This window comes from Stenotrophomonas sp. 96582_Sma (assembly GCF_056480905.1).
The window spans coordinates 1302922-1321449 of sequence record NZ_CM151122.1 but is presented as its reverse complement, the minus strand read 5'-3'; the positions used below and the strand labels follow the sequence as shown (position 1 = coordinate 1321449).

Annotated in this window: 17 protein-coding genes; 11 read left to right on the top strand and 6 right to left on the bottom strand. The window is 66.9% G+C overall.

Annotation, left to right across the window (positions count from 1 at the left end; all coding sequences use genetic code 11):
- Positions 1–3: 3 nt before the first annotated feature.
- The 4 genes from ACZK2R_RS06110 (at position 4) to map (ending at position 2496) form a co-directional block, all read left to right on the top strand.
- Entirely contained in the window at positions 4–888 is an 885-nt protein-coding gene (locus ACZK2R_RS06110) for an arginase family protein (RefSeq protein ID WP_180837962.1), read from the top strand.
- Positions 889–1062: 174 nt separating this feature from the next.
- A complete protein-coding gene (locus tag ACZK2R_RS06105) occupies positions 1063–1422 on the top strand; it encodes a bleomycin resistance protein (protein ID WP_180837961.1) in 360 nt (119 codons plus the stop codon).
- Between the two features lie 68 nt (positions 1423–1490).
- Positions 1491–1703: a ParD-like family protein gene (locus tag ACZK2R_RS06100; RefSeq protein WP_005412680.1), complete on the top strand. Its 213-nt coding sequence runs from the start codon at positions 1491–1493 to the stop codon at positions 1701–1703.
- Positions 1704–1713: 10 nt separating this feature from the next.
- Positions 1714–2496 carry a type I methionyl aminopeptidase gene (gene map / locus ACZK2R_RS06095; RefSeq protein ID WP_180837980.1) on the top strand — a complete coding sequence of 261 codons (783 nt, stop codon included), beginning with the start codon at positions 1714–1716 and terminating at the stop codon, positions 2494–2496.
- Here map and ACZK2R_RS06090 read toward each other — a convergent pair.
- Together ACZK2R_RS06090 and ACZK2R_RS06085 are read right to left on the bottom strand one after the other, a co-directional pair.
- Positions 2493–3161 (bottom strand): hypothetical protein, encoded by a 669-nt coding sequence (locus ACZK2R_RS06090; RefSeq protein WP_032127534.1) that lies wholly within the window; start codon positions 3159–3161, stop codon positions 2493–2495. The genes map and ACZK2R_RS06090 overlap by 4 nt on opposite strands.
- A gap of 175 nt (positions 3162–3336) precedes the next feature.
- Positions 3337–3957, bottom strand: a complete 621-nt coding sequence (locus tag ACZK2R_RS06085) for a LysE/ArgO family amino acid transporter (protein ID WP_032127535.1) — start codon at positions 3955–3957, stop codon at positions 3337–3339.
- 106 nt (positions 3958–4063) lie between these two features.
- Here ACZK2R_RS06085 and ACZK2R_RS06080 point away from each other — a divergent pair, with 106 nt between their 5' ends.
- The 5 genes from ACZK2R_RS06080 (at position 4064) to ACZK2R_RS06060 (ending at position 9741) form a co-directional block, all read left to right on the top strand.
- Entirely contained in the window at positions 4064–4957 is an 894-nt protein-coding gene (locus tag ACZK2R_RS06080) for a LysR family transcriptional regulator ArgP (protein WP_180837960.1), read from the top strand.
- A 78-nt stretch (positions 4958–5035) separates the two neighbouring features.
- Positions 5036–6442 (top strand): TolC family protein, encoded by a 1407-nt coding sequence (locus ACZK2R_RS06075; RefSeq protein ID WP_180837959.1) that lies wholly within the window; start codon positions 5036–5038, stop codon positions 6440–6442.
- Positions 6435–7448 (top strand): HlyD family secretion protein, encoded by a 1014-nt coding sequence (locus ACZK2R_RS06070; protein ID WP_004149835.1) that lies wholly within the window; start codon positions 6435–6437, stop codon positions 7446–7448. The genes ACZK2R_RS06075 and ACZK2R_RS06070 overlap by 8 nt, the downstream gene beginning before the upstream one ends.
- The gene (locus ACZK2R_RS06065; protein WP_180837958.1) at positions 7433–8620 is read left to right on the top strand and encodes an ABC transporter permease; all 1188 of its coding nucleotides are present in this window, start codon (positions 7433–7435) and stop codon (positions 8618–8620) included. The genes ACZK2R_RS06070 and ACZK2R_RS06065 overlap by 16 nt, the downstream gene beginning before the upstream one ends.
- Positions 8617–9741 (top strand): ABC transporter permease, encoded by a 1125-nt coding sequence (locus tag ACZK2R_RS06060; protein WP_478487874.1) that lies wholly within the window; start codon positions 8617–8619, stop codon positions 9739–9741. The genes ACZK2R_RS06065 and ACZK2R_RS06060 overlap by 4 nt, the downstream gene beginning before the upstream one ends.
- A 120-nt stretch (positions 9742–9861) precedes the next feature.
- Here the strand turns inward: ACZK2R_RS06060 and ACZK2R_RS06055 are convergent, their stop codons facing one another.
- Together ACZK2R_RS06055 and ACZK2R_RS06050 are read right to left on the bottom strand one after the other, a co-directional pair.
- Positions 9862–10230, bottom strand: coding sequence for a glycine zipper 2TM domain-containing protein (locus ACZK2R_RS06055; RefSeq protein ID WP_032127541.1), 369 nt, complete (start codon positions 10228–10230; stop codon positions 9862–9864).
- A 166-nt stretch (positions 10231–10396) separates the two neighbouring features.
- Entirely contained in the window at positions 10397–12619 is a 2223-nt protein-coding gene (locus tag ACZK2R_RS06050) for a methyl-accepting chemotaxis protein (protein ID WP_032127542.1), read from the bottom strand.
- Positions 12620–12899: 280 nt separating this feature from the next.
- On the opposite strand from ACZK2R_RS06050, the gene ACZK2R_RS06045 reads away from it, so the two are divergent.
- Positions 12900–13292 carry a barstar family protein gene (locus ACZK2R_RS06045; RefSeq protein ID WP_049462356.1) on the top strand — a complete coding sequence of 131 codons (393 nt, stop codon included), beginning with the start codon at positions 12900–12902 and terminating at the stop codon, positions 13290–13292.
- A 28-nt stretch (positions 13293–13320) separates the two neighbouring features.
- On the opposite strand, the gene ACZK2R_RS06040 is transcribed toward ACZK2R_RS06045, so the two are convergent.
- Entirely contained in the window at positions 13321–14313 is a 993-nt protein-coding gene (locus ACZK2R_RS06040) for a glycosyltransferase (protein WP_121503891.1), read from the bottom strand.
- Positions 14313–15590, bottom strand: coding sequence for an O-antigen ligase family protein (locus ACZK2R_RS06035; RefSeq protein WP_032127545.1), 1278 nt, complete (start codon positions 15588–15590; stop codon positions 14313–14315). The genes ACZK2R_RS06040 and ACZK2R_RS06035 overlap by 1 nt, the downstream gene beginning before the upstream one ends.
- A gap of 227 nt (positions 15591–15817) precedes the next feature.
- On the opposite strand from ACZK2R_RS06035, the gene mutS reads away from it, so the two are divergent.
- Complete coding sequence (gene mutS / locus ACZK2R_RS06030; RefSeq protein ID WP_428993067.1) at positions 15818–18487, top strand: DNA mismatch repair protein MutS; 2670 nt, start codon at positions 15818–15820, stop codon at positions 18485–18487.
- Positions 18488–18528: the final 41 nt, after the last annotated feature.

Below are 18528 nucleotides of genomic sequence, written 5' to 3'. Positions count from 1 at the left end.
ACGATGCCGTTGCGTTCCCCGTTGATCCTGGACCTGGACGGTGGCGTGCTGCCGCTGCCCCAGGCGCAGACGCTGGCCCTGCCGCAATGGCACGGTCCACTGCGCTTCGCCTGCAGCAATGCCACCCTCGACCGTTTCGCCGCTGAAGTGCTGGCACCGCTGCCGGCCCAGCTCGGCACGGTGATGCTCGGCAGTGGCGACTTCCACCACCTCAGCCTGCCGCTGCTGCAGCGCATGCGCACGCAGGCGCCGTTCCAGCTGGTGGTGCTGGACAACCATCCGGACAACATGCGCTTCCCGTTCGGCATGCACTGCGGTTCGTGGGTGAACGCCGCCAGCAAGCTGCCGCAGATCTCGCACATCCACGTGCTCGGCATCACCTCCAGCGACATCGGCCTCGGCCATGCCTGGGAGAACCACTGGCGCCCGCTGATGAGCGGCCGGCTGACGTACTGGTGCATGGATGTGGACGTGGGCTGGGGGCATCGTCTCGGCATGGGCCACGCCTTCCGCCGTTTCGAGCATCCCGAAGCGCTGGTGGCTGCGTTCGCTGCCGAGCAGGCCAAGTCGCCGCAGCCGACCTACCTGTCGATCGACAAGGATGTGTTTGCCGAGGACGTGGCCCGCAGCAACTGGGATCAGGGCCGCTTCCAGCTGGAACACGCGCTGGTGGTGATTGAAGCGCTGCGTGCCGGCGGCCTGGTCGGCAGTGACATCACCGGTGAGGTGTCGCTGGCCAGCTACCAGAGCCGCTTCAAACGCTGGCTGTCGTCGCTGGATGGCCAGCCTGACGTCAGCGCCGGGGATCTGCCGGTGTGGCAGGCCCGGCACCAGCAGGTGAACCGCGAACTGCTGGCGGCGATGGCCGCGGTGCCGACCGCCCTTTGAGCGCCTCGGTAGTGCCGGGCCCATGCTCGGCTATCGCTATCGCTTTCTGTAGAGTCGAGCCATGCTCGACTCAGCGGACGGCAAACAGCAGTCGAGCATGGCTCGACTCTACAGGGGGCGATGGCCGAGCATGGCTCGGCACTACACTGGGTTCCCGCCCCAGGAGCCGCCACCATGGCCCAGACCGTCATCCCGCAGCTGCGCATGCGCCACGCCGACACCACCCTGCCGTTCTACGTGCAGGGACTAGGCTTCGTGGTTGACTGGGAACACCGCTTCGAACCCGGCTTCCCGCTGTTCGCCCAGCTCACCCGCGATGGCCAGACGATCTTCCTCACCGAACACAGCGGCGACTGCGAGGTCGGCGGCGCGGTGTACTTCATCGTAGAGGACGTCGACGCCCTGCACCGCGCCTTCAGCGCCGCCAACGTGCCGATCGAGCAACCGCCGCATGACACCGAATGGGGCAGCCGCGAGATGCTGCTGGTCGACCCCGACGGCAACCGTCTGCGCTTCGCCACCGACGCGAGCTGAACCGGGCGGCCTTGAGCCGGATATACGAAACATATACGCTTCGTATACCCCCTCCTTCAGGACCGCCCATGGGCATCGTCAACATCGATGACACCCTGCACGACCAGCTGCGCCGTGCCTGTACCGTCTCCAGCCGCTCGATCAACGCCCAGGCCAACTTCTGGATCCGGGTCGGCATGCTTTGCGAGCTGAACCCCACGCTGAGCTTCCAGGACATCGTCGCCAGCGAGCTGCGCGCGGCTGGCGTGCAGCCCCCGTTGCTGCCGCCGGGCCAGGTCTGAGCCGATGGGCATCATCAAGCGCCCCGACGAGATCGCGCTGATGGCCGAATCCGGCCGCCTGCTGGCGGAGGTGTTCGCCGCACTCGACCAGCTGCCGCTGCAGGGCCGAAGCACCATGGAGATCAACGATTTCGTCGAACGCATGATCGTTGATGAGCTGCAGGCGAGGCCGGCCAGCAAGGGCCAGTACGGCTTCCCGTACGTGCTCAACACCTCGATCGACAACGTTGTCTGCCACGGCGTACCCAGCACCACCGACGTGCTGCGCAACGGCCAGATCGTCAACCTCGACATCACCCTGGAGAAGAACGGCTACATCGCCGACTCCAGCACCACCTACCGGGTCGGTGAGGTCGACTACGCCGCGCGCAGGCTGGTGCAGACCACCTACCAGGCGATGTGGAAAGGCATTGCCGCCGTGCGTCCTGGTGCGCGCCTGGGCGACATCGGCCACGCCATCGCCCGCCACGCGCGCAGCCACGGCTACAGCGTGGTGAAGGAATACTGCGGCCACGGCATCGGCCAGGAGATGCACGAGGAACCGCAGATCCTGCACTACGGCCATCCCAACACCGGCATGGTGCTGGAAGAAGGCATGGTGTTCACCATCGAACCGATGCTCAACCAGGGCAAGCCGGCCATCCGCCAGCAGCCGGACGAATGGCCGGTGTACACCCGCGACGGCAAGCTGTCGGCGCAGTTCGAGCATACGGTGGCGGTCACCCGCACCGGCGTGCGGGTACTGACCCTGCGCCCCGGCGAGACGCCGTTGTGCGCGGTGGATGCCGCCTAGAGTGGCCGTTGCTGCATCCCGGCACCCTCGTGCACGGCGCGCTTCCGTGCCGTCAGCGGTTCGCGTACCCGCTGTGCCACGTAGCCGACGCTGGCTGCGAGAATGAAGGTGTAACCAAGGAGTTCGGTGGTCTCCTCGATGGTGTTCTTGAACACGCGGATGTACTGGTCACCCAGCAGTCCGGTCCACAACGACGTCATGCCGATCAGACGCGAATAGAACAGCAGCAGAACCAGGCCGATCGTCATCACGGTACCCGGCCGGGATACGAGAAAACGCACCAGCGCCGGCATGGCCCGGCGCCAGTCGCGGCTGGCCCAGGCCAGTGAACCGATGATCAGCACGGCCACCGGGTACTTCCAGAAGCCGTGTGCGATCAGGTCCAGCGCCTCATCCATTTCACGCAGGAGCATGCAGGCGAACAGCGCGGCCGCCAGAACGGCAAAGGCCCGATCATCGGCACGTCGCAATGCAAGCCGGACGAAGGCAGCCACGCTGGCGACCAGGAAGCCTTCCTGGGTCAGTTCGACCAGCGACCACTCGCCGACTGCATTGCCCAGCCAATGGATGTCGAGCCAGGCCAACGCAGGCGGAAGCGCCATCATCAGGCCGAACAGGAAGGTGCGCCCCAGGTGGGACAGGAGCAGCTGTAGATTGTCTTTCATGCAACACCGATGCCGCGCCGTGGCGGTCGTACAACGAGAACACAGGCGACCGGGGGGCTGCCGAACGACGGCATGCGCGGCGGGGTCGCGACCAGGCGCGCATTATCCGCGCTGTATCCGGCCACGTGAACCGTACCGGTGGAACACATACGCAACACCGGCGTACGTCACGCACTCATGGCGATAAAGGACGCAGCAGCAACAACGTCGCCAGGCAGAACATGAAGATCGCCACGCCTGCATCCAGCACACGCCAGGCGCCCGGCCTGCGGAACACCGGCTGCAACAGGCGCGCGCCATAGCCCAGCGTGCAGAACCAGACCACACTGGCAATGCAGGCACCGGCGGCGAAGGCCCAGCGCAGATCGCCCGGGTAACGCGTGGACAGACTGCCCAGCAGCACCACGGTATCCAGATAGACGTGCGGGTTGAGCAGGGTGAAGGCCAGGCAGGTCAGCAGTACCTGCCGTCCGCTGCCGCCCTGCGCCTCGGCGGCGGCCAGCGCACTGCCACCGCGCCATGCGCGCAGCCCCGCCTGCAGGCCATACCAGAGCAGGAAGCCCGCACCACCGAAGCGCAGCACCTGCAGCAGCAGCGGCCACTGCAGCACCAGCGCGCCCATGCCGCCGACGCCGGCCAGGATCAGCACGATGTCCGCGCCGGCACAGGCCAGCACCACCCTGCCCACATGGCGCTGCTGCAGGCCCTGGCGCAGCACGAAGGCGTTCTGCGCACCGATGGCGATGATCAGGCCGGCACCTGCGAACAGGCCGGCGGCGGTAGCGGCGATCCACATCAGGACAGGCCAGGCAGCGAGAGGACGCGCAGGGTGCGGCCGCTGACCCTGTTTAGACAATCTGATTTTTCTTTATCCTGTGCAGGAAAACTGAAGAGGCACCGGCATGGATCTGGTACATCCGCAACTGGCCGCGTTTGCTGCGGTGCTGGAAGAAGGCAGCTTCGAGGCTGCGGCGCGCCGCCTGTCGATCAGTCCGTCGGCCCTGTCGCAGCGGATCAAGGCACTGGAGGATCGGCTCGGCCAGGTGCTGGTTGTGCGCCAGGCACCGAGCCGGCCCACCGCCGCAGGCGAAGCGCTGCTGCGCCGGGTCCGGCCGATGCAGGCGCTGGAGGCCGAGGCATTGGCCGAACTGCTGCCCGAACGCGGCAGCGATGCCGCGCGCACGCCGATCCCGTTGGCGGTCAACGATGACTCGCTCGATACCTGGTTCGTGCCGGCCATCGCCGACCTGCACCAGCGCCATGGCTACCTGTTCGACCTGCGCATGGATGACCAGGACCATACCCTGCAGCTGCTGCGCGATGGCAGCGTGCTCGGCGCGGTCACTGCCGAAAGCCAACCGGTGAAGGGCTGCAACGTGCATCCGCTCGGCGCCATGCGTTACCACGCTGTCGCCTCGCCCGGCTTCGCCCGCCAGTACTTCCGCGACGGCATGCAGGCCACGGCCCTGGCGAGCGCACCGATGCTGGTGTTCAACCGCAAGGATGAACTGCAGTGGCGCTTCGTGCGGCGGCTGACCCGCGCGCGACTGCAGCCGCCGCTACACTACCTGCCCTCCTCCACCGGTTTCGTCGAAGCCGCTGCGTGCGGACTCGGCTGGGGCATGGCCCCGGAAACCCTGGTCGCGCCCGCCGTGCGCGCCGGCCGCGTGGTGGTACTGGAACCCCGCCGCTGGCTCGACGTGCCGCTGTACTGGCAGCATGCTGCCGTGCGTTCAAGCACGCTGCAGCACATCACCCAGGCGCTGCGCACTGCAGCCAGCGGCACCCTTCGTTGAGGACAATCCAATGACCGCAGACCCGGGCTTCACGCCGCGCGCACTACCGTTTGCGCACTTCTTCACCATTGGGACGGCATGAGCGTGATCGGCCGACGTACAAGGATGCACTGCGCGAAGGCCGCGCTGGCGCTGGCGCTGACGACCTGCCTGCCACTGGCTGCGCAGGCGCAGACCCTCACCGATGCACCCGCATTGGACTGGGAGCAGGCACGGCAGCGCCTGGAGCAGGTCTCCGATGCACTGGCCGCCGCCGATGCAGCGGTACGCAACAAGCAGGACCTGCAGGACGCCACCCGCCTGCTGCGCCTGCCGGAGATCACCGGCGAAGTGCGCCGCCTGCAGTTCCAGAAGACCCTCACCCTGCCACTGGGTTCGCTGGCACCGGTGGCCGAGGCCTATGGCATCGACTCGCCGCTGTCGTTCACCGAACGCGACTGGCGTACCCGCCCGGTGGTGACCGCGGTGCTGCCGCTGTACACCGGCGGTGTGATTCCGGCCGCGCAACGTGCGGCCAGCGCCGCCCACGAACAGGCCAGTGCCGAACGCGAAGCACAACGCCAATCGCTGACCGTGCAGCTGGCCCAGGCCTATTTCGGCCAGCGCCTGGCCGAGCAGGCAGTGGATGTGCGGCGCGACGTACGCGATGGCCTCAACCGCCACCTGTCCGACGCGGAGAAGCTGGAACGCGAGGGCTTCGCCACCCGCGCCCAGCGCCTGCAGGCCACCGTGGCCCGCGACAAGGCCGAGCGCGAATACCAGAAAACGGTGAACGACCTGGCCACGCTGAAGGCGGCGCTGGCCACGCTGCTGCGCAGTGGTGGCGAGGTACAGCCGGTGTCGCCGCTGTTCGTGCAGCGCGTGCCATTGGAACCGGTCGCCAGCTTCGAGCGCACTGCGCAGGCGCGCCAGCCGCAGATCGCACGCCTGCGGGCGATGGTGGCGCAGGCCGAACAGGGCGTGCGCGTGCAGCAGGCCAAGCTGAAGCCGCAGATCTTCGCCTTCGGCCAGTACGACTTCCGCCGCCGCGACGAAATGCTGACCGATCCGGACTGGGCGTTCGGCATCGGCCTGAAGTACACCTTCCTGTCGCCGAACTCGCGGCCGGCGCAGATCAGCGCCGCGCGTGCACAGCAGGAACAGGCCGAAGCGGGCCTGCGCGAGGCCGAGAACCAGGTCGCACTGGGCGTGCGCAAGGCCTGGAACGAGCTGGAAACCGCACGCCAGCAATACGTGCTGCTCGAAAGCAGCATCACCCAGGCACAGGAAAACCTGCGCCTGCAGGAGCTGGCGTTCCGCGAAGGCCAGGCGACTTCGCTGGATGTGATCGACGCGCGGCTCGGCCTGGGCGGTGCCCGCGTCGAGCGCGCACAGGCCGCCTACCAATACGATATTGCGCTGGCACAGTTGCTGGAGGTCAGTGGACAGATGGACCGTTTCGAAGAGTTCCGGCGGCGTGCGGACGAGGTGATCGACCATGAGTGATGTGCTGCACGACGATGCAACGACGCCCCCGGCCAAGCGCCGCCTGGGCCCGATCCTGATAGTGGTGCTGCTGGTCGTGGTGGTGCTCGGCCTGTGGCTGGCCTGGCGCAGCCCGGCCGACCAGATCCAGGGGATGGCCGACGCCGATACCATCAACGTGGCCGCCAAGATCACCGCGCGCGTGGCCGAACTGAAGGTGCGCGAGGGCGACCGCGTGCAGCCCGGGCAGGTGCTGTTCCTGCTCGACAGCCCCGAAGTGGCCGCCAAGGAGCAACAGGCGCACGGCGCATTGGCCGCCGCACAGGCGGTGGCCGACAAGGCCGACGAAGGTGCGCGCAGCGAAGACATCCGCGCCGCTGAAGCGAACTGGAAGCGGGCTGAAGCCGGTGCGACGCTGGCTGAAGCGACCTACCAGCGCGTGCAGAACCTGTTCAACGAAGGGGTGATGACCCGGCAGAAGCGCGATGAAGCGCACGCCCAGGCCACCAGCTCGCGCGAACTGGCCCGTGCCGCCCGCGCGCAGTACGACATGGCGCTGGCCGGCGCACGCGAGCAGGACAAGCGTGCCGCGCAGGGCCAGGTGCAACAGGCACAGGGCGCGGTGGCCGAAGTCAACGCCGCACGTGTCGAAGTGGAAGGGCGCGCGCCGGTGGCGGGCGAGATCAACAAGCGCATGGCCGACCCCGGCGAACTGGTACCGGCCGGCTACCCGGTGTTCACCCTGGTCGACATCGACCGCATGTGGGTGGCGATGAACCTGCGCGAATCGCAGATGCAGGGCCTGAAGGTCGGCAGCAAGCTGCGCGGCAGCGTGCCGGCGCTCGGCCAGGACGGCGAATTCGAGGTCTACTTCATCAACCCGGCCGGCGACTATGCAACCTGGCGTACCACCCGCCAGTCGTCCGGCTACGACGTCCGCAGCTTCGAGGTGCGGGTGCGCCCGGTACGCCGCATCGAGGGCTTCCGCCCCGGCATGAGCGTGCTGTTCGCATGGCCCCAGCACTGAGCCCCGACAGCAGCAGCTTCGCCGCCAGCTGGCGGCGCGAGCTGCGGTCGCTGCGCGGCAACCGCGCCGACCTGCTGCTGGTCACCCTGCTGCCGCTGCTGATGCTGGCCGTGATGGCGTGGATGTTCACGCCCTCGGTGATGCGCGACATCCCGATCGCCGTGGTCGACCTCGACCACAGCAGCGACAGCCGCCTGCTGCTGCGCATGCTCGATGCCAGCCCCGGCGTGCGCATCGCCAGCCAGCCTGCGGACATGCAAGATGCACGTTCGCAGCTGCGTCGGCTGGATGTATTCGCCATCGTACTGGTGCCGCGCGATGTCACCCGGCAGGCGTTGCGTGGACGCCAGGGCACGGTGTTCGCCTATTACAACGCCACCTACATGACCACCGGCCAGTCCGCAGCGCGCGATATCGGCGACGCGGTCTCGGCCTGGAACGCACGCCTGCTGCGCGAGCGCATCGGCCTGCAGGTCGGCCCGGGCAAGCTGCGTGCGGCACCGATCGCGGTGCAGTCGGACATCCTGTACAACCCGGCGCGCAGCTACGAGCTGTTCCTGCTGCCGCTGATCTTCCCAGCGGTGCTGTCACTGGTACTGGCGCTTGCCGTGGCCGGCAGTCTCGGCCGCGAGATCCGCGACGGCAGCCTGCCCGCCTGGCTCGGCCGCACACCGTGGCCGGCGATTGCCGGCAAGATCGCGCCGTACGTCCTGCTGTTCTCGTTGTATGGCGCACTCGGCATCGGCTACCTCGCCTGGCTGCGCGGCGATGGCGTGGCGGGCAGCGTGCTCATGCTGCTGCTCGCACAACCCTTGTTCTATCTGGCTACCGCCGCCTACGCGCTGTTCTTCGTCGGCGTCACCCGCGACATGGGCACCGCACTGTCTGCGGTCGGCCTCAGTATCGGCACCGCGCTGGCGTTCTCCAGCGCCACCTTCCCGGTGCTGGACGGCCCGTTGTTCACCCGCATCTGGCACCAGCTGCTGCCATTGAGCGCCTACATCAAGCTGCAGACCCAGCAACAGTTCATCGGTTCGCCGCTGCAGGTTTCGGTATGGCCGCTGGCCACGTTGCTGCTGATGTCAGTGGTGGCTGGCGGCATCGGTGGCCTGCGCCTGATTGCCTTCGCGCGCACGCCCGAAGCCGCACAACCGGCAGGAGCCGACGCATGAGCGCACTGTGGCGCAGCCTGCGGCAGACCCTGATGGCGGTGCTGTGCGACCGCTATGCGATCGTGGTGATGGTCGGCGCGGTGATCCTGTACTCGTTCTTCTACCCGGCCGCGTATCGCCACCAGGTGGCCGGCAACCTGCCGGTACTGGTGGTGGACGAAGACCACAGCGCGACCAGCCGCGAGCTGCTGCGGAAGCTCGACGCGTTGCGGGTCGCACGCGTGGTCGGGCAGCCTGCGGACATCAACAGCGCGCGCCAGCAGCTGGAAGCCGGTCATGCCGAAGGCATCGTGCTGATCCCGGCCAACCTGGAGCGCGACATCCTGCGCGGCCACCCGGCCAAGCTGGTGCTGCTCGGCAACGGCGCCTACCTGGGCCGCGCCAGCTGGGTGCTGGGCAGCGTGGCCGATGCACTGGGTGCGTTCGGACGTGAGGCGGTGGTCGGCCAGGCCGCCTTCATGGGCGCGCCGCAGGCACCACCGGTGACCCTGGTGCAGCGCCCGCTGTACAACACCCAGGAAGGCTACGGCAGCGCCATCGTGCCCGGCGTGGCCGAGCTGATCGTGCACCAGACGCTGCTGATGGGCATCGGCGTCCTGCTCGGCGGCCGTCGTCTCGCGCTCGGCCGGCGCCTGCGCTTCGACCTGCCGACGCTGGCCGGCATGGCACTGGGCTTCGGCCTGATCGGCCTGTTCGGCCTGTTCTACTACGCCGGCTTCACCGCCTGGGTGCAGGACTATCCGCGCGGCGGCAACCCATTGGGCCAGCTGCTCGGCGGCACCTTGTTCATCGCCGCCACCGTGGCCTTCGGCCTGTTCGTCGGCAGCTTCTTCCGAACCCGCGAACGCGCCTTCCAGTACATCATCGCCACCTCGATCCCGCTGTTCTTCCTGGCCAACCTGTCGTGGCCGGCGGTGATGACGCCACAACCGCTGGTCTGGCTTGCGCAGCTTCTGCCGACCACCTCGGGCATCAACCTGATGGTGCGCCTGAACCAGATGGACGCCCGCCTGACCGAAGTCAGCCACGAACTGATCACCCTCACCGCCCTGCTGCTCTACGGCAGCCTCGCCAGCTGGCGCCTCCTCGCAAAAAAGGGGACGGAGGGGATTAAGTCGTAAGCGGCCGGTTTGGGGAATTACGACTTAATCCCCTCCGTCCCCTTTTCCTGCAACGAAGAACGCCGGCGCGAGGCCGGCGTTCGGATACTGCATCGTGGAAGGGCCAACCAGGTCGGTCAATCAGCGGTAGACGCGTTCGCAGCGACGTTCCACCACGCGGTCGCCGTTCTTCTGCTGGCTGTTGCCCTGGATCTGGCGACCGGCCGCACCACCTGCAACGGCGCCTGCCACGGTGGCCAGCTTCTTGCCGTTGCCGCCACCTACCTGGTTGCCGAGCAGGCCGCCGATCACCGCGCCGGTAGCGGTACCCGTGATGCGGTTCGGATCGCGCGAGTTGCGCTGCACTTCCACGTTCTTGCAGACCACGCGGCTGCCGTCGTTGAACTTGCGTCCCTCATCGCGCGGGCCATAGGTCTGCGCGCCGGCCACCGACGAAGCTGCCAGCAGGGTGCCCAGCACAAGCAATCGGGTCGAGGTCTTCATGGCCATCTCCTGAGTTCCGGTATGGCGCCAGTGTCCTCCCGCGGTTGGCAACCGGAAGTGAAATGCGCGTGTCCGCCACTTCATCGGCCATCGCACGTTCAGGAAGAAAATCCGCGCCCATCGCGACCAGCCGTCGCGATGGGCGCCGTCTCCCTGCCGGCCTTGCTCTCTTCTAGAACTCTTCCCAACCACCCGCATTGGCGGCCAGCGTCGGCTCGATCCGCGGCGACAGCACCGCGGGCCGGCGCACCGGCGCAACCGATGCCGCCACGGCTGCCAGCGCCGGGCGCACCGCGGCGGCAGCGGTCACCGCCCCCGTGCGGAACACCGAAACCGCCTCGGCCAGCAGGTTGGCCTGCTCCTCCATCGAGCGTGCCGCCGCACTGGCCTCTTCTACAAGCGCCGCATTCTGCTGCGTGGTCTCATCCATCTGCACCACCGCCTGGTTGACCTGTTCGATGCCCGAGCTCTGCTCCTGGGAGGCAGCAGAGATATCGGCCATGATGTCGGTCACGCGCTGCACCGAGGCCACGATCTCGCCCATCGTGGTGCCCGCCTGGCGGACCAGCGCCGAGCCGTCGGCGACCTTGCCAACCGAATCCTCGATCAGGCCCTTGATCTCCTTGGCCGCCCCCGCCGAGCGCTGCGCCAGCGTACGCACTTCGCTGGCCACCACTGCAAAGCCCCTGCCCTGTTCCCCGGCACGCGCAGCTTCGACCGCCGCGTTCAGCGCGAGGATATTGGTCTGGAAGGCGATGCCGTCGATGACGCTGATGATCTCGGCGATTTTCTTCGACGATGCCTCGATGGCCGACATCGTGGTGACCACCTGGCCCACCACTTCACCGCCCTGGGAGGCAACACCATGCGCGCCGATGGCCAATTGGTTGGCCTGCCGTGCATGCTCGGCATTCTGCTTCACGGTGGAGGTCAGTTCCTCCATCGATGCTGCCGTTTCTTCCAGGTTTGCCGCCTGCTGTTCGGTACGCCGCGACAGGTCGGTGTTGCCCGAAGCGATTTCACCTGCGGCCAGATTGATGCTGGAGGCGCTGGACTGGATGCGGCCGACGATCTGCTTGAGCTGGTCGACGGTGGCATTGCAGTCATCACGCATGCGGGCGAACACGCCATGGAAATCACCCTGCATGCGCACGGTCAGGTCGCCGCGCGAGATGGCCTGCAGCAGGGTCGAGACCTGCACCAGGTTCTCGTCGGTGGTCTGCATCAGGCGATTGAGCCCAGCCACCATGTCGCGGAAATCATAGGCGAAGCGATCTTCGTCGCCGCGCAGGCTGAAGTCGCCTGCCGCAGCCGCTGTCGCCAACCGGCGGATCTCGCTGTTGATCGCCGACAGGCTGGACTTGGTTTCGTCCATCGCCTGGGTGATCGCCGCCTTCTCGCCGGGCAGCGGGTCCATGTCCACCGACAGATCGCCGCGTGCGTAGTGTTTCATCACCTCGATCAGCCGGTTCTGTACCTGCACGTGCGATCCAACCAGCGCATTGGTCTCATGCACCATGCGCCCGTAGTCACCGGGGAACGCGCTCTCGTCCATGCGGTAGCTGAGGCTGCCGGCATCGTGCTGGCGGGCCAGCTCCCCCTGTGCCGCCATCACCGACTGCAGCTGTGCCTGCATGCGCTGCATCGACTTCAGCAGCTGGGTCACCTCATCGTTGCCGGTGGCGTCGATGCTGCTGTCCAGGCGGCCACTGGCGATGCCGTCGGCCAGCTTCACCGCTCCTTCCAGCGGGCGGGTCAGGCTGCGGGTGATCGCCCAGGCCGCCAACGTCCCCAGCAACAGGCTCAGTGCCCCGAACGCGATCGACAGCGTGCCGGTCCACGATTCGGTTGCGCGGTACTCTTCGCGGCTGCGTTCGGTCAGTGCTTCCTGGTGGCGCAGCAGGGCCGAAATGGATTCATTCCAGGCCGTTGCCAATCCGTGCTCGGCCAGCAGCTCCTTCGCTGCACCATCGAAATCCCCCGCCTTCATGCGCTCATGCAATTGCTGGGTTGATGCATCGGTGGCCTTGCGGGCCGCCTCGATGCGCGCGACCAGGGTATCGCCGGTAGCGTCACGCGGAATCTTGATGTACTTGGCCCAGATACCGTCATAGGTCCGCGACAACTCCTGGGCACGCTGGTAATCCTTGTCGAACTCGTCACCCCGCTTGATCACCATCAGGCGACGATGCATCAGCACCGCGTTGTTGGTATCAAGCATGTCATTCAACAGGCGCATCTTCACCATGTTGACGTCCACCACTTTCTCGAACTGGGCGGATTTCAGCTGATTCCCATACAGCACCAGGCCGACGATGGCCATGATGAACAGCAGCAGCAGACCGAAGCCGGCGCCAAGCCGGGATCCCACACGGAGATTACGTAAGGCAAGCATCTCAATTCCCTTGATCGTGGCCGTACGTTCGATGGCGGCGCAGCGGAGGGAAACTTTACGGGACTTTATATATGGACCGATCCAAATATATGGAACTGTGCAGGCAGTCAGAAAATGCGGCGACCGATAATGGCGCCATATCCTTATCGAATAGCGCTGACACGCCAGCGTCCGATGAAAATCACGCAGGATTAACACCATAATAACGCCTCCCCATCCAGCGCGGCCCGGATTATCTGCGCCGGACACAACCGTCGCCCCGGAGGGCTACAGTCTGCAGATGACACGGATCCTGCACATCGAAGGCGCGTCCATCAACGACATCGCCAGCCTCTACGTGGAAATCAATCGTGTGTTCATGGCCGACGAAGACTGGCAGCTGGGCGCAAGCCTGGACGCGCTTGATGACCTGCTGCACGGGGGCTACGGCGCGCTCGCCGGTCATGCCACCGCCACGGTAGTGTGGCGCGACATCGCCCACAGCCGCGAGGCACTGGGCCGCGAGACCACACGCGCCTGGCTGCAGTCGAAACTCGATCAGGGCGGCAGGTTCAACGGTCCGGCCATCCACGCTCAGTTGACGGCACTGTCACTTGGCCAGGGACAGACCTACTTCGAGATCGTCATGGAGATCTTCGGCAGCCATCCGCAGATCACCCTGGTGCCAGGCTGAGCACTCTGCAGCAACCAGCCGCATCAACTCAAAGCTTGGCCAGGGCCTCGCCCAGCCGGCGTGGGAACGCCACTTCGCTGGCCAGGTGCCATGCGCGTGCATTGGCGCCCAGCCGGGTCCACTCGGCCTCATCCATCGCCAGCGCACGCTCGACGGCCTGTTCCAGCGCCTTCTCATCCACATGCCAGGTCCTGGACAGATGGCAGGGCTCGCCCTCGTGCGCGGCAACCAGGATGCCGCGGCTGTCGTCGATCATCTGGTTCATCGGCGCGCCGTCGCAGGTGATCACCACCGCCCCGCAGCTCATCGCTTCCACCAGGTAATGGCCCCAGCCTTCGGTCTGCGACAGGCACAGGTGGAACGCATGTTCGTTCTGCAGGCGCTGCACCTCCTGGTCGGGCAGGCGCTCGCGGACGATCCGCAGGTTCGCGGCCCCGCCCTCATCTTCGTCCGAAGGGCCGCCGCGCAGGATGGTCAGCAAGGGCCACTCCGGATGGCGCTTCCAGACCTCGACCAGCGTTGCCGTGCCCTTCATGCGACTGGTACCAGCTGCATGCAGGAAGCTGCGCGGTCTGCGCGGCACCGCCGGGTCGTAGCGGTCACGGCTGCAGAAACCGACTTCCAGCGCGCGCATGCCCAGCGCATTGAAGATGCGCGTAGCGTCTTCGGTCTTGGTCAACAACGCATCGAACCGCGGCAGGATCCGCAGGCTGCGTGCGGACACCCATTCCGGATTCGGAATCAACAGATTGACCTCGGCCAGTCCGAAGCTTGCCGGCCGGACATGCTCCAGCGAGATGTTGATGTCGAACCGGGCCGGCGTGCGCCCCAGGCTCAGCCACGAGGCCAGCAGCCTGCGCAGGCGCATCCCGCGGAGCTTCCAGGCCCCCCCATTGCGCACCGCGTCCAGACGGCTGACCGTCACCGTGTGCCCGAGCTGCTGCAACGAGCGCTCGATCACCTGGATGTCATGGGACAGGCCACGCTGGTTGTCGGCGGCCAGCAGGTGGATATGCGCCATCAGGAGGGACTCCCTGGCCGGCGCAGGTCGCGCGCAGGCAAGGCGGTCGCCAGCATGAAGCCCAGCACCAGGTAGAAATAGAACGAATGGGGCATCGCCCGGTAGAACACGTTGTCCGTGAACGCCGACAGCGCATAGACGATGACCACGGCAAGTCCGGCGGTGGCGATCATCGCGGTGATGTCGTCGGCGTGGCCGAGGCGCCGCACGAAATGAATGCCGGGCAGGATGAAGACCAGCAGCATGATCAGCAGCAACGGCACGCCACCGGTCACCGCCGCTTCCAGGTACTCGTTGTGCGGGTGGTTGTAGCGGAAGATCGACTCGGACACCTCGCCGCGGGCGATGCCCTCACGTGCATAGGTACCGAACTGGTTCAGGCCCACACCCGCCACGGGATGCTCGGCGAAGGCGTCGACCGCCACGCCCCACATGGCGATGCGCTCACGGACCGAGCCGACCTCGTTTTCCTGGTTGAAACCGGAGATCTCGCCACTGACCTCACCGAAGCGCTGGATCACCTCATGGTTCAGCACCGAGGTGGCACCGACCACGCCAATGACCAGGGCACCGACGAAGGCCAGTGCCCCCCGCCAGCGCCGGGTGCGCCGTACGTGCACCGCAATCACCATCAGCATGGCGGGAATGAACGCCAGGATCGGCCCGCGGCTCTGCGCCAGGATCGAACCGTAGACGCCAACGGCGATGGCCACGCCGTGCAGCCAGCGTTCGGCCGGATGCACATTGGGCTGGATCAACCGGATGACCGAGAACAACGCCATGCACAGCGTCACCATGGTGAACTCGATGGCGGTCCATTCGCCGCCACTGAAACCGTGCGCGCGTTCAAGGCCCATCACGTGGTGCTGCACGATGCACGACCCGCCGAAGACCAGGGTGGACACGGCGAAGATCTTCCAGATCAGGCGCCAGTCCAGCGCAGTGGCGAACACGGCAGCGGTACCCAGGTAGAGCAGTGTCTGCGCCGGCAGATCCAGCTCGTTCCAGCGCAGCCCGTGCCAGAGGATGCTGTAGAAGGCATAGGCCAGGCGCAGGAAGCAGACGATCACGATGAACCGGGCGATGCGGTAGCGCAGGCGGACATCGGGCTGGCGGCGGATCAGAACCACGCCGGTGACCAGCAGGGCCAGCAGCAGCACCGCCTTCAGCAAGGTGTAGGGTGCGGAGCCGGCAAGCGGAACGATGGCGACCAGGATGCTCAGCAGGACGGTACGCCAGGTGTAACGAGGTTCGGCGGCCATGCAGGCTGCAGTCATGCTTGTTCTTTCCATCAACGCCCGCCCGGGGGATAAGTCGCCCCGGTTTCCATGGAGGCCGCTTGGCGGAAATCGCCGGGGCTGACACTACCGTGGGCCCCTGGGGAAATCAACCAAAGTGCCGGCGCAGGGGCGCAGGCGTTGGCACACGGACAGCCCCCGGGCCCAGCGCGGGTGCCGCGGATCATCGACCGCCCCAGGTCGCTACACTAATGTCCTCTCCGGCCATGCCTGCGCATGGCCACGCCCCGACGCCCTGCCCAAGACGCGAAACGCCCCAAGTGACTGATACAAAAGACAACACCAGCAACGCCAAGGCGTCCAAGGAACACACCCCGCTGATGAAGCAGTTCTTCGCGGCCAAGTCCGATTACCCGGACCTGCTGCTGTTCTTCCGCATGGGTGACTTCTACGAACTGTTCTATGACGACGCCCGCAAGGCGGCGCGCCTGCTCGACATCACCCTGACCCAGCGCGGCAGCTCCGGCGGCGCACCGATCCCGATGGCCGGCGTGCCGGTACATGCCTATGAAGGCTACCTGGCACGGCTGGTGGCGCTGGGCGAGTCGGTGGCGATCTGCGAGCAGATCGGCGACCCGGCGCTGGCCAAGGGCCTGGTCGAGCGCAAGGTGGTGCGCATCGTCACCCCCGGCACGGTCACCGACGAGGCGCTGCTGGATGAACGCCGCGACACCCTGCTGATGGCCCTGTCGCGCAGCAAGCAGGGCTACGGCCTGGCCTGGGCCGACCTGGCCGGCGGCCGCTTCCTGGTCAACGAGGTGGAAACCGACGACGCGCTGGAAGCCGAACTGGCGCGGCTGGAGCCGGCCGAGCTGCTGGTGCCCGACGAGGAGAACTGGCCGGAGTTCCTGCGCCAGCGCACCGGCGTGCGTCGCCGCGCGCCGTGGCTGTTCGATGCCGACAGCGGCCGCCGCCAGCTGCTGAATTTCTTCAAGCTGCATGACCTGAGCGGCTTCGGCATCGACGACAAGCCGCGCGCCACCGCTGCGGCCGGTGCCCTGCTTGGCTATGTCGAGGAAACCCAGAAGCAGCGCCTGCCGCACCTGACCTCGATCGCGATGGAAACCGCCGGCGAGGCGATCGCGATGAACGCCGCTACCCGCCGCCATCTGGAACTGGATACGCGTGTTGATGGCGACACCCGCAATACGCTGCTGGGTGTGCTCGACAGCACGGTTACGCCGATGGGGGGGCGCCTGCTGCGGCGCTGGCTGCACCGCCCGCTGCGCCTGCGCGAGGTGCTCGTACAGCGCCACCATGCGGTGGAAACCCTGATCGATCGCGGCAGCGATGCGGACATCCGCGAGCAGTTCCGCCGCCTCGGTGACCTGGAACGCATCCTCACCCGTGTCGCGCTGCGTTCGGCGCGGCCGCGCGATTTCTCCACCCTGCGCGACGGCCTGGGCCTGCTGCCGGCGGTGCGCGAGGTGCTGGCACCACTGGATTCGCCGCGCCTGCAGACGCTGCATGCGGCGCTGGGCGAACACGACGAGTGCGCGCAGCTGCTGGCCAGCGCCATCGCCGAAATGCCGCCGCTGAAGCTGAGCGATGGCGGCGTGCTGGCCGATGGCTTCGATGAAGAGCTGGACGAGCTGCGCCGCCTGTCCACCCACGCCGACCAGTTCCTGGTCGACCTGGAACAGCGCGAGCGCGAAAGCAGCGGCATTCCCACCCTGAAGGTGGGCTACAACCGCGTGCACGGCTACTACATCGAGATCAGCAAGGGCCAGTCCGACCGCGCGCCGGTGCACTACACCCGCCGCCAGACGCTGACCAATGCCGAGCGCTACATCACCGAAGAACTGAAGGCGTTCGAAGACAAGGTGCTGTCCGCGCGTGACCGCTCGCTGTCGCGCGAGAGGTACCTGTACGAGCAGCTGCTGGACACCCTCGGCGGCCAACTGGAACCGCTGAAGCAATGCGCCGCCGCGCTGAGCGAACTGGACGTACTGGCCGCCTTCGCCGAACGCGCGCAGGCGCTGGACTGGGCGCGCCCGGAGCTGCAGGCCGAGCCGTGCCTGAAGATCGAGCGTGGCCGCCACCCGGTGGTCGAGGCGGTGCGCGAGCAGCCGTTCGAACCCAATGATCTGGATCTGCATCCGGACCGTCGCATGCTGGTCATCACCGGCCCGAACATGGGCGGTAAATCGACCTACATGCGGCAGAACGCGCTGATCGTACTGCTGGCCCACATCGGCAGCTTCGTGCCGGCCAGCCGTGCGCTGATCGGCCCGATCGACCGCATCCTGACCCGCATCGGCGCCGGTGACGACCTCGCCCGCGGGCAGTCGACCTTCATGGTCGAGATGGCCGAGACCAGCTACATCCTGCATCACGCCACCGCCCATTCGCTGGTGCTGATGGACGAGATCGGCCGCGGCACGTCCACCTACGATGGCCTGGCGCTGGCCGACGCGGTGGCCCGCCACCTGGCCTACCAGAACCGCTGCTACACGCTGTTCGCCACCCACTACTTCGAGCTGACCGCGCTGGCCGACGAGCAGCACGAGGGTGGCCGCAGCGGCATCGCCAACGTGCACCTGGATGCCGTCGAGCACGGTGAGGCGCTGGTGTTCATGCACGCGGTAAAGGATGGCCCGGCGAACCGCAGCTTCGGCCTGCAGGTGGCGGCACTAGCCGGCCTGCCGCGCGCCACCGTGGCACAGGCACGGCGTCGCCTGGCCGAGCTGGAACAGCGCGGTGGTGAAAGCCATGCCGCCGAGTTGGCGCCGCAGGCGTTGGATGCGCCGCAGCAGTTCGGCCTGTTCGCAGCACCGTCGAGCAAGGCGCAGGACGCGCTGGCGGCGATCGACCCGGACGAACTGACGCCGAAGCAGGCGCTGGAAGCCCTGTACCGGTTGAAGGCACTGCTGTAGCCGCAGCGCACGCCCATGGCCTCCCGCTCGCCTTGCGGGAG